Here is an 11275-nt window from a genome sequence, read left to right on the forward strand (position 1 = left end):
CCCACTGATGCGTGCGAGGAAGATTCACACCCGCCTGCCGGTATACCCACTGCACATACCCGGAGGCATCCCAGCTTTTGAAGTCGTTACCGCCCTGACGGTAAGTACTGCCGTCTCCTACACCACTGGCAGCGGTCTCTAACACCCGCTGACGCTCTTCACTTGTGAGCGGACGACTCTTAGCAGGCTTCTTGTCCCCATCACCGTCTTTGTGCTGGTCACTTTCCTGCTTTTGCTCCTCACCAGAGGGTGAGGGCGCAGCCTCAGAGTCTTTCTTATCCTCTTTTTTCTCGTCACCTTTCGCCTGAGCTTTCTGATCAGACGATTCCCCGTGTGAGGCTATGGCCTTCTTACCGCTCTCCGAATCGCACAAGGTCAGCCCCACAACACCATGACCATCTGCGTCTTTTACATGCTCGTAGATTTCACGCGCGGTAGCTTCCCACTTTGTGTACTCGGCAGGATAAGCCGACCTCTGCACTTGCTGAGCGGCTTCCCCTAGTTCTAGGGATTCCCACCCTTTAACGTCCAATAAGCCTCGCTGATGGAACTCCCCTTTTTGCCCACCAATAAAAGCGTTTGTGGCATACTCAGGATTCATAATCTGGTCCTTTGACCCCCACCCTTGAGAGGGGCGCTGTTGGAAAAGACCTACCGAGTCCCTATCTCCATGATCCAAATTATTCAAAGTTGATTCCTGCAAAGCGGTCATCAACGCAATAATCATGCCTCGCTCTGACAAGCCACGCTGCTTAGCAACTGAGACAATAGTCGCGGCGTTCTTCATCTGCTCAGGAGACCAGGTAATACGCCCACCATTGGCGGAGACAGTCTCTACACTCTGATTTTCCTGCTTTTTCTGCTCTTTTTTGTCCCCACCGCCGTCTTTGTGCTGACCGCCGCCGGATTGGTCACCGCCCTGCCCAAGCGTGATACCACGCTCTTTCATAAAGGGCACCGGGTCGGTGTGCTGACCATTAACATGGATCTCAAAATGCAGATGGACACCACTGGCAAGACCGGTCTGGCCAGCACCGGCAAGCTCAGTACCCGCCTCCACATGCTGACCTTGACGCACCTTAGAAGTACCTGTGGCGGCATGCCAGTACCAGTACTCCACCCCATCATCGCCCGAGATGATAATGCCGTTACCCCCATCAGGTCCGCCATAGTCAACAGACTTAACGGTCCCGGAAGCCGCAGCATAAAACGGTGTCCCCTCAGGAACACCGGCAATATCTACACCACGGTGGAAATTCAAGGCATCATCCGCGTCCCCACCAGTACCTAGAGGGTTATCACGCCGACCGTAAGGGGAGGTAATGACCCCCGCCATCGGCACAACATACTTACCGTCCCCACCAGAAGGTGCTTGCCCTCGGGCGGCAGCAGCCTGAAACTTCTCCTGATAAGGATTACCATCCGGAGGTGCCATCGGAACACAGCTGCGTCCGTCCTTGGCAAGCTCCTTATGGGCATTCTCATTAGAGGCGATATACCCTGCAAGCAGGATAAAACCCAGCATGCACACGAGGAACCCTAATACGAGTACCCCGACAATACTGGTGATCGCGATCTTTTTAGCCTTACTCATCACCCCATATAAGTACCTACCGGCAGGCAGGCTGTGACAGTAAGACACAAAAAAGGTGGGGTATCAGTGATAAATCTGGTGCCCCACCTTGAGGTTCTAGACAGTGATATTAGGTGAAGACAACATCAGTGCGTTGCTCACCATTCTTATCGACGGTCTGAATACGACGACCTGCATCAATCTCCTTCTTAAAGTAGTCGTAGGCCGCCAGAGCCTGACGAACAGTCTCGGTAGCTGATTGCCCTTGCTCTTTAAACCTGTTGAGAATGTCAACAGTGTCGGCGTTGATGTTCACGCTCAGGCGTGATGTTGGGCACTTCTGGACGATGGTCACTTGAAGATCCCCTCCTTCGCATATTGTGAGTATGTGGTGATGAGTTGAGTTGTTGAACGTTAAACTTAGGTGAACGTAGCAGTTTTACCGTAATACTCCTAAAATATACACCCCCAATATCCCCATAGTACACATAAATTACACATAAGAGACATATTACATGATAATTTTATTCGTTTTGTATACACATGATTCATGTATACTATATACACAAAATGAAGTACTCTATGTACATAGCTCAAAAACTCTACGCAAAGGAGCGAATCATGATCGAAGAAGATAACATAAAGGAGCGAATCATGATCGAAGAAAATGAGGAGCCACAGGAAACACCTGTGCTCAAGATTAGTCCTGTAGAGTCTCAAAGCACAGAGTCTCTTTCCAACGAGCCAAGTATCGTCGAAAGCGAACCTCCCCTCACGAAACCGTTTATGCAGCTCAATGAGCTACACAAGAAACGTGAGAGGACCCGCGCATACTACGGCTACATCCTCCTAGCAGCTCTCGTGTGTATTTATGGGTTTTCCATGATTATCTACTCATTAGATCTGACGAGCACCGCCGCTCGTATGGATCATCTCATGACTACTATCGTTACCTCCATCCAGACCCTTGTAGCGTCCGTCATCGGGTTCTACTTTGGATCTGAACGAAAATAGGTGCGCCCCGAAATATTCTCGAAAAGCGCACCCTAAGAAATAGGCAGTCAGTTTTCAGAGCGGAAAACGTCTGCAGCAGCCGTCCCCGTCGCCTCATACGAGCGAGCACCGGGCAATGATGGCAACCCCATCGGATTCGTCTCAACGGTACATCGCACATGCACCGTAATAGTGCGCTTCCCTATAGAGGTATCAGGCTCAGCATTAACTGCACTTGTATTATCAACGTTGACCTCCAGCTGAGAGCATTTGAGCTCCTGGAGGTTACGGGCTACTGCGTCACGAGCTGCTGACTCAGCAGCCGCTGGAGTACGTGTCAATGCCGCATCACGGGCACCAGCAGACGCAGCGGTACCGATCACGGACTGTGCTCGGGCGATAATCCCACCAAAGACAATGACGCCGATAATCAGGATGACTACAGGGGTCAGCAGGATAAGCTCGATGCTGGTGTCACCCCGCTCGGCTGAGTCATCCCGACGTCTACAAATATTGTTTATAACACTACGCATTGTATTCATTCCTGGTGGGCTATATAGGCATCTGGCTATATGCAAAAATAGGCATAAACACTAGTCAGACTTATATTCTAGGGTGCTACGTTGCGTGCTGCCGCGTCCACCACCACAATATCCTTACCCTCAAACGGAACCGCATGCACGATCTCACCAGCCCTCAGAGGATGCGGGAAGATTCCCCTCACCACTGCTGGAGGCTTGGCAGCCATCCAGCAGCAGTGCCGCCATGACGGCAGCGGCAGGAACTAATAGTCTGGTAGTTTGGGTCATGAACCTCTGAGTCCTCTCATTACGGATGTATGTGTAATCGTATCGGACATCCTTATTATGGCGTACTGATGCGGCTTGTGGGAGGATGTCAGCGCCTCATGATGCCAATAAAATATAATATTCTATATTATACACTGTATTGTATTCCAGAGGTGTACGCCTGCCGCTGCGGCTAGGATTGCTGGTCCTAGAGCCACCATCGTCTGCTTCTGCCACACCGCATAGAGTGCTTGAGGTAGCGCCGCCACATAGGTCAGGATGAAAGCCGCTGCGGCGGGCAGCCACCCGTAATATCCCACAAAGGCAGCGGCACCAGCGGCGAGCTTAGCGTCTCCTAGACCCATCGGGCTCACCAGGGCGAGGATGAGGTACACCCCGGCGGTAGCACCCCCGGTCAGCAGCATCGTGATTCCGGTAGCTGCCTGCCCCATCAGGATAAGTACAGTACCGCTGGCAGCGGCGGCAGCGGCAAGCGGGTAGGTGTAATAGTCCGGGAGTATATGGTGCCTGATATCCCACAGGATTGCTGGGACACCATAAAGTACGCCTACGATGACACCTAGTGCCGGTACGGCGGCAGGGGTGAGGGCGGTGATAACTGCCGCTATGACCGCAGTGACCATTATGATCACCGGGTGAGGACGCGGCGGGGTCACAGGAGGGGCGGCAGGCATACGCTAGACACCTACAAGGTTGAGATCCTGGATGAGCTGCTCAGTCTGCTCGGTCATCTCATCATCGAACTGCTCCAGGTAGGCTGCGAGATCCTGTACGAGCTGCTGGGCAGCTTCCTTATTACCGGCGATACTCTCAGCCTGCAGGCTTGCACGCCACAGCGCCTCATTGGCGGGGTCAAGCTCACGACCGATCCGGGCCGCAACCCGGGCGGTCTGGGTGTCCCCGGTCCTTAGGGATCGGGCAGCAAGCTCATAGGCGACATCAATGATGGTGTCGAGCATCGTCTCCCGGATTGCCTCAGCCCAGGTGTAATGCCGCTCTTTGACACCGCTTAAAGGTGCCCCCCGGACCAGCTTGAGCGCAGCGAACAGGCTGGTGGTTGAGGCGGTCGCAATATTAGTCCCTATCAGGTGCTGGAAGATATCCCAGTCACTCATAATGCTGCTGCTGAGGTTGTAGACCCCGGAGGCGTGAGGAAGATAGTCGTTACCCTCAGGGTCCTTCCCCAAGTATGTTCGGGTCTGGTTCGTGAGCTTATTCCGGGAGGATGTCGCGCTTTTGAGCGCATAGTGTTTACCCGGCCAGAACGCCTGGTGGTACTGCTCGGTCGTCGCCTGCGGGTTCAGGTTTAAGAACGCGGTGAGCGCGACCGTGCGGGCAGTAGTTGTAGGAGATACCTTGCCGTTGGATCCGGTCGGTGCTTGCCCTGCAGGGTCTAAGAGCCTCACCGGTCCCAAAAGTGCCAGGAAGGGGTGGCGGGAACCAATGCTCTGCCCATCCGTGAGAGTGGGGGCAAGAAGCTGCGCCGCCGTGGTGGGGGTAAGGTACTGGCTGATGAGAAGCTCATCGGCCGCGTCCTCTAAGCTATCGCCCACCACCGCAGACGAGTCAGAGCTGCGTGGAGTATCAGCGGGATCAGGTTCCTCACTAAGCAGTGAGGTACCCGTCGGCTCCTGTGAGGTCTCCTGCAGCAAATCAGCTGCTGATTGCAGCTCAGTCTCAGTCAGGTACTGGGGGGTGAAGGTGATCCCGAGCGGCTCTAAAACAGCGGTGGGGTCGAGCTCGTGGGGGTGTACCTGTGCGGTAATACTGTAGCTGCTGCCGGGGGTGTCCTGGGAGATAACCGCTAAAGCGGCACGCGGGATTCCCTGGATGATCTTGTGAATTTTCATTCGTGATGCTTCATCCACGCTTTCCGAGACCATCACAATATGCGGGGTGAACGCCTCGGTATCGGCACTGAGAGGGATCTCGCGTGGGGAGGTATACCCGTGGCGGGTGAGGAAATCACGGGCTGCCGTCGCTTCAGATTCTAACGCGCGGATACACTCCTCGATCTGTTCGGTACTGTACGTACTTACTCGGGAGCCACCTAGAGACTGCGCCAGCTGGTTGTGGTGCCCAACGAGCGATAAGCGCAGGTTATCTGCCCACGGGTTAGCGACGATCTCGGTGGCGTACGCAGCAAAGATTGATGCCGCTACCGGTTCAGGAGCATTCACGCTTAGCGAGTTAGCCTGTTCCAGATTAAGCAGGATAAGCCGCTGCTGACGATCGGTGCCCAGGGTCGCTAATGCGGGGTAGAGTGCCGGTGCCTCGGGGACATAGTCGGGAATGTCAGACAGTGCGATGTCCCAGACTGTGCCGTCCTCACGGGGTGTATATGGGAAGGGCAGAGAGGCAGGGGACGCCAAGTATAGGGTGATCGTATGCTCATCGACTGTGATCAGGTTAAGCTCAGGGGCAGGGCTCTGCGTGTCGTAAGCGTGGTTACTGAGGATTCTCAGTGCACTGTGAATATCCTCGATTCCGCCGCGGTCACCGGTGGAGTATGCCTCATGGGCAAGAGCGGTGTACGTATCATAGGCGTCATCGCTGAAGTCTCGGTCCTGCCCGGGTAGGCGTCGGCGGCGCTGGTAGAAGCGGCGGGCAGCCACCGCAGCTAAGATACCGCCTGCCAGCAGAGCTCCCACACCGGCGAAGGTCGCCCAAGGTGCGCTTTCCTCTTCGGTGGTGTGTGAGGCTGTATCTGCTGCTGGGGATGTTGCCTCGGACGGCTCGTTTGAGGTGCCCGGGATAAGCGTAGGGGCCTCGGCAGTATCAGAGTTAGCAGGTGCCGATTCGGTAGGAGTATCCGGCTCAGACGGAGCATGCTGAGGCGAGGCAGACTGCGGAGCCGAAGAAGCTTCAGGGGCACCTTCCGGTGCTGGTACAGCAGGGGCGGCAGACTCAGAATGCTCGGGGGATTGAGGGGCTTGCGAATCGGTCTGCGGCACCTGCGGGGTGCTCTCTGAGGGGGAGGCGGGAGTCTGCGGGTTTTCCTGTGCCTTCGGGCTGTGCTGCTCAGGAGCAGGCTGCGCGGGTACCTCAGAGGGAGAGGTAGCGGCGGCACCGTCGCCAGGGAGGGTTAACTGCCAACCGGGTTGGATAATATCCGCATCCGTTAGCGTGGTGCCATCAGCCTGGGTTACTCCAGCGTTTTGGGCAGCAATCTGATGGTACGCCTCATAGTCGCCGTACTGCTGCTGGGCGATACCTGAGAGTGTATCTCCCTCTTGCACCGTTATAACGCTCTGCTGCGGGGCGGGCAGCTGAGCATCAGCTGGTAGGGTTAGGATCCATCCCTCATGCAAAAGCTGTGTCTGGTCCAAGGCAGCACCGTCAGGCTGAATCTGCCCCATGTTCAGGCTCAGGATTTCCACGTACCGGTTACCGTCACCTAGTGTCTTGTGGGCGATATCCCACAGGGTCTCATACCCGTGCACCTGGTACCGCACGCTTGGGGTTTTCCCTTGCTGATCAGCCGCATGATGCTGAGACTGAGCTGTTGAGGATTCTAACCCGGCTCTCTCAGCTGTGAGATCTACCTGCGGGTTCACTCCAGCTGAACTGCTCACGCTTGGGGTCGCCATCACAGGCGCTATCGAGGCACCGACCGAGGTTGAGATCACCAGGCCGATCAGTACAGCGGCAAGACCCTGCTGCCAGCTCAGCGCCGCAGGAAGCTTGATAGAGGGCTTGTGCAGCAGGTGCGTGATGATCTCTAAGATCAGAGGCAGCGCGAAGCTTGCCCAGCACACCCACCCCACTAGGGGCAAAAAAATCTTCAGGAGGAAGACCGATCCGATATCTGCCGAAGTGAGGTACTGTCCCCATGAGGCGATATCTGCCAGCGGGTTACCTGCAACCGCGATCAGTCCGGCAGGGATACCTAGGAGGATCGCTGCCATCGCCAAGATTGAGGCACCGGCTAAAAATACGCGCTTCATCGGTCTTTATCCTTAGAGATGTATGTGTGTCTTAGAGAGAGTCTTCGGTAGGACCACTCATCGTATGGGTGATAGCTGGCCCCGGCCACAAAGGCGAAATTGAGGGAGCCTCACCGGTGACCGTCACCGTGACAGCATCCCCACTCCTAGCGACCTCAACCTGCATGTTCTTAATGGTGGAGGTTGTCCCCACCGCCCGGTTTCCTGCGGCGATACCCTCGTTAGGGGTACCGCCGCGAACCCGTGCCGTATAGTAGGCGGCATTCGCTGCTTTGGAGGCATCATGATATGACAGCCACCAGGAGCCGAATTGGATCACCGTGAGCAGTAATACGATGGTGACGGGGAAGGCGATCAGCCAGGTGACTGATTGGCTACCACGCTGTGACTCATCCTGAGGATGAGGCTTTTTAGAGGCCACCAATTTTGCCGTTCACGAAGGCGGTCACTGCGGCAACGATGATGCCGACAATTGCTACCGCTGCAAGGATCACAAGGATCCACTCCACCGAGTCTGCACCGGATTGTGCCTTAGCGTGTAAGGACTTGCGGGCATCGTGTATGCGGGCAGGGGCATTAGCGATCCAGAGGATGAGCTGCTGGAAAAAAACCATGATGTTTTTCTTTCTGTTGCGGTGATATGTGCCTATACCATTATCAAGTACGGCTTGAGGAGACGAATGTGACAGCGCCACGAAACTTTTTATGGGAATGTAGGCGGTCATGAGGTGGTGCCGCTACTAATATTGAGCTTCGAAGAAGAGGTTGAGGGCTGTGGAGATAAAGTGGCTGCGGCTTCCTGCCCCTGTTTTCTTAACGGCCTCGGCAATCCAGTCTATCTGCTCTTGGGTAAGGTAGACGTTAAGCATGCGGGTCTTCACGTCACGGCGGATCCGTCGAGTACTCGGGAACCCGCCGGGTGGGTCTTGCGGCTCTATCTCACGAGCGATCTCTTCCAGAGGGACGAACTCTAAGGCACGCTCAATCACCACCTGATTGTTCAGCCCCTCCTGCCGGGCGTAATCCCGGACCTCCTGAGGCAGGTTGTCATCAAGGCTCATAGCCACGAGCACCTTTTTAGAGGCTCGCGATTTTTTCTTAGGTTTTTTCTCAGGGGCAGTATCGGTGTCTTGGATTGGGGCAGCGTCCTGCGCCGAAGGGGAATCCTGAGTATCGGTATCCTGAGTGTCGACGTCCTCGTCTTCGGATACATAGTACCCGTACGAGGACCCCTGATCCCCTTTCCCCTCTATTGGCACTTTCGCTAGATAATTCTGGGATTGCAGTATAGCTCCCTGGTAGGGACGAGGGCCGAGGATCCCACCCATTTGATCTAGCTTATCCTGCATTCGCGGGATACTCTCGCTCGGTGTGAAGGACTCCGCGCGGCTTTTACGCTGTGACATGCTCTATTGATCTCCTTATATACAAGGTAAAAAGTTTTACGAGGTCTGCTCTTCCAACCAGCTAATCCGGCGTAAAAATTCGAGGGTGAGGTTTTGGTAGTCCTCAACGATCCCGTCCAGATTGGTGGCATGAAAACTCCCCCCGATAGGGCGGGATGCTTTCAGTGCAGAGAACCTGGCTAAAACGGCTTTTTCGACCTCGGGGGCGATTTCGTGGATGAGCTTTCCCTCCCGGCGGGAGTCCACCGCCGCAGCCTCAGCAGTACGGATCTTAGTGTCGAATACGTATTTCGGGTCACCGAAAATTTCGGTCAGAGCCTCACGTGTCACCTGGTCAATCCGGGTGGACTGAGTGCCGGTAGCAAAGATGACCGCGCCGATAAGCTGCAGCTTCGGGTTAATCGCACGGACCAGCTCGAAACGGTCTGCAGTGAGATCCACCCCGTCAAGGGACGCTTCATCGGGGCGGGTCGTAATCAGCACCCCGGTCGAGTTTGCGAAGGCGCTCTCTACTAAGAGCGCATCTCCAGGAGGAGTATCAATGAGAATGATGTCGTAGGACTCCACTACGGCAGCTAAAGAGCTGTGGAAATGGTCAGCAAGAGTCGGTTCACTCATCGTGACCATCTTCGGGATCATCGCTGTCACCACGTGAGAGAGTTCCGAGCCGCCTAAGACGATATCAAGGTTGGGGCGGATACCCGCAGTAATAGGAAGGGGGGCGCCGGTGATAATAGCTGAGGCTTGTGCCTTCCCCTCGTCACTGTTTTGGTATCCCAGGTCTCGGTTGAGGTTTCCTTGCGGGTCAAAGTCAATCAGCAGGACCTTGTACCCGGCGGCTGCGGCGAGCCCACCGATATTTGCGGTAATCGACGTTTTGCCCGTACCACCCTTACCGTTACTGATAGAGTACACACGTGGCAATGCGTGAGCGCTATTACGTCGGATGACTCCGGTGGAGCGGGTACGCCTGCGCTGCATATGACCCTCCTATAAACCTACTACACCTAAAAGTAAATATAATATATAATAGTATTATTATATTTATCATTGTTGCAAGTATCAGCCACTAAAGGATATTTTTACCAATGTCAGCAGCCCCGCAAAACTCTGCCCCGTCCCGCTCTGCCGGGAAGGGAGAGAAGATCAGTAAGCCTAAAACAAAAACCCGTAAAATCGCGCTTCTGGGCACCTCGCTGGCCATCGTAGGAGGCCTCGGCGCTTACGCCTTAACCTTGCAGGACACCCCACAGCAGGTACTATCTGTCAAAAGTGATATCTCGCGGGGACAAACTATTACTGAGGAATCTCTCACAACAGTTAATATTAAAGATGCGAACTCGGGCACAATCCAGGTTGAGGATCGCCGTAAGATCATAGGTAAGAAAGCGACGAAGGATATATCTGCTGGGCAGCTGATCCTCACCCAAGACACCACGGACTCTCTCACGCTTCCCGAGGGTCAGGAATTGATTGGTGTAGTCCTGCCAGAGACCAATACTCCCTCCCGGCCTTTGAAGACCGGGGACAGAGTCACGATTACAGCCCCCGCACAGGATGGCGGCGGGAACCCTGCTCAGGGTAAGGTCGATACCGTCACCACCACGAAAGACGGTTACGTCAAAATCGACGTTTTCGTCCCTACTGATACCTCTAACGACCGTGCTCTTATGGAAGCGATAGCTAATAAGAAAGCTGTTGTCGCGCTCACCGGTAACAGTGAGGAGTAGGTAAATACTATGACGATCATTTCCAGCTTTTCCTCACACGGCTCCCCCGGTGTTAGTGTCTCTTCACTCGCGTTAGCTCTCACCTGGGAAAATCCCGTCCTCCTCATTGAGGCAGATACGACCGCGCCCTCCTCTGTGATGGCAGGATTCATGCAGGCAGCAATCCCCTACCGCCGCGGGATCTCCTATCTCATCGAGTCCTTCCACACCTATGCCCCGTCCTTAGACTCTCTGTGGGCTCAGCTGATCCCTCTCGCACAAGACCCGGTCAGTGTCAGCGGCGGCCCCTACCCGAAGCATCTGCTGGCGGCGGCGGCATCTCCTGCCGCAGCCGCCGGGTACACCAGCTTCTGGGCTGATTTGATGAGTGTCTGCTATGAGGCAGAAAAAGCCGGGGTTGATACTATCATCGACCTGGGGCGAATCACCGATAAGGACCCTAGGCTGTCTATCCTCAGTGCCTCTACCGTCACCCTCGCTCACCTTAAATCCACGCTCGTAGATATCTCAGCAGCTCAAGAGAATATCACCCGGCTGGGGTCATACCTAGAGAGCTCAGGGAAGCAGGATTCATACCGTCTTATCCTGCATGAGTCTCTCACCGGCAATTACCCTGCCCGGGAGGTCGCAGCGACCTTGAATGTGCCGGTGGCGGCGACCTTACCGTATGACCCGATGCAGGCTGCTTACTACAGTTATGGGATCGCCCCATCAGGTAAACATAAGAGTAAGTACCCCGCCGCGCTGCGGCAGTACGCAACCACGGTGCAGCACCTCGCCCAGCAATCCCGCAGCATCCTAGAGGAGGTATAACCGG

Annotated in this window: 13 protein-coding genes; 3 read left to right on the top strand and 10 right to left on the bottom strand. The window is 55.1% G+C overall.

From position 1 onward, the window contains the following. Together HMPREF3164_RS04715 and HMPREF3164_RS04720 are read right to left on the bottom strand one after the other, a co-directional pair. Nucleotides 1-1594 (bottom strand): peptidoglycan DD-metalloendopeptidase family protein (locus HMPREF3164_RS04715; RefSeq protein WP_083297344.1); only part of this gene is annotated, 1594 nt, incomplete at its 3' end. Between the two features lie 109 nt (nt 1595-1703). Then, nucleotides 1704-1928, bottom strand: coding sequence for a ribbon-helix-helix domain-containing protein (locus HMPREF3164_RS04720; protein WP_070449266.1), 225 nt, complete (start codon nt 1926-1928; stop codon nt 1704-1706). A gap of 299 nt (nt 1929-2227) precedes the next feature. On the opposite strand from HMPREF3164_RS04720, the gene HMPREF3164_RS04725 reads away from it, so the two are divergent. Next, complete coding sequence (locus tag HMPREF3164_RS04725; protein WP_141744104.1) at nt 2228-2587, top strand: hypothetical protein; 360 nt, start codon at nt 2228-2230, stop codon at nt 2585-2587. 47 nt (nt 2588-2634) lie between these two features. Here HMPREF3164_RS04725 and HMPREF3164_RS04730 read toward each other — a convergent pair whose 3' ends face one another. The 8 genes from HMPREF3164_RS04730 to HMPREF3164_RS04760 form a co-directional block, all read right to left on the bottom strand. Next, nucleotides 2635-3099 (bottom strand): TadE/TadG family type IV pilus assembly protein, encoded by a 465-nt coding sequence (locus HMPREF3164_RS04730; protein ID WP_070449271.1) that lies wholly within the window; start codon nt 3097-3099, stop codon nt 2635-2637. Between the two features lie 153 nt (nt 3100-3252). Beyond that, nucleotides 3253-3375, bottom strand: coding sequence for a hypothetical protein (locus HMPREF3164_RS11505; RefSeq protein ID WP_256387501.1), 123 nt, complete (start codon nt 3373-3375; stop codon nt 3253-3255). Nucleotides 3376-3497: 122 nt separating this feature from the next. Continuing rightward, entirely contained in the window at nt 3498-4049 is a 552-nt protein-coding gene (locus tag HMPREF3164_RS04735) for a prepilin peptidase (protein WP_070449274.1), read from the bottom strand. 3 nt (nt 4050-4052) lie between these two features. After that, a complete protein-coding gene (locus HMPREF3164_RS04740) occupies nt 4053-7322 on the bottom strand; it encodes an AfsR/SARP family transcriptional regulator (protein WP_070449276.1) in 3270 nt (1089 codons plus the stop codon). Nucleotides 7323-7353: 31 nt separating this feature from the next. Continuing rightward, on the bottom strand, nt 7354-7743 hold the full coding sequence (locus HMPREF3164_RS04745; RefSeq protein ID WP_070449278.1) for a TadE/TadG family type IV pilus assembly protein: 390 nt from the start codon (nt 7741-7743) through the stop codon (nt 7354-7356). Continuing rightward, nucleotides 7733-7936, bottom strand: a complete 204-nt coding sequence (locus HMPREF3164_RS04750) for a hypothetical protein (RefSeq protein WP_070449280.1) — start codon at nt 7934-7936, stop codon at nt 7733-7735. Before HMPREF3164_RS04750 ends, HMPREF3164_RS04745 begins: the two co-directional genes overlap by 11 nt. Nucleotides 7937-8062: 126 nt before the next feature. Next, nucleotides 8063-8728, bottom strand: a complete 666-nt coding sequence (locus tag HMPREF3164_RS04755) for a hypothetical protein (protein ID WP_070449282.1) — start codon at nt 8726-8728, stop codon at nt 8063-8065. A gap of 36 nt (nt 8729-8764) precedes the next feature. Further along, nucleotides 8765-9709, bottom strand: a complete 945-nt coding sequence (locus tag HMPREF3164_RS04760) for a ParA family protein (protein WP_070449284.1) — start codon at nt 9707-9709, stop codon at nt 8765-8767. Between the two features lie 107 nt (nt 9710-9816). Between HMPREF3164_RS04760 and HMPREF3164_RS04765 the strand changes: the two genes are divergently transcribed. Continuing rightward, nucleotides 9817-10458, top strand: coding sequence for an SAF domain-containing protein (locus HMPREF3164_RS04765; protein ID WP_070449286.1), 642 nt, complete (start codon nt 9817-9819; stop codon nt 10456-10458). Between the two features lie 9 nt (nt 10459-10467). Beyond that, nucleotides 10468-11271, top strand: a complete 804-nt coding sequence (locus tag HMPREF3164_RS04770) for a hypothetical protein (RefSeq protein ID WP_070449288.1) — start codon at nt 10468-10470, stop codon at nt 11269-11271. Nucleotides 11272-11275: the final 4 nt, after the last annotated feature.

This window comes from Rothia sp. HMSC08A08 (assembly GCF_001808385.1).
In the GTDB taxonomy this organism is placed as follows: domain Bacteria; phylum Actinomycetota; class Actinomycetes; order Actinomycetales; family Micrococcaceae; genus Rothia; species Rothia dentocariosa.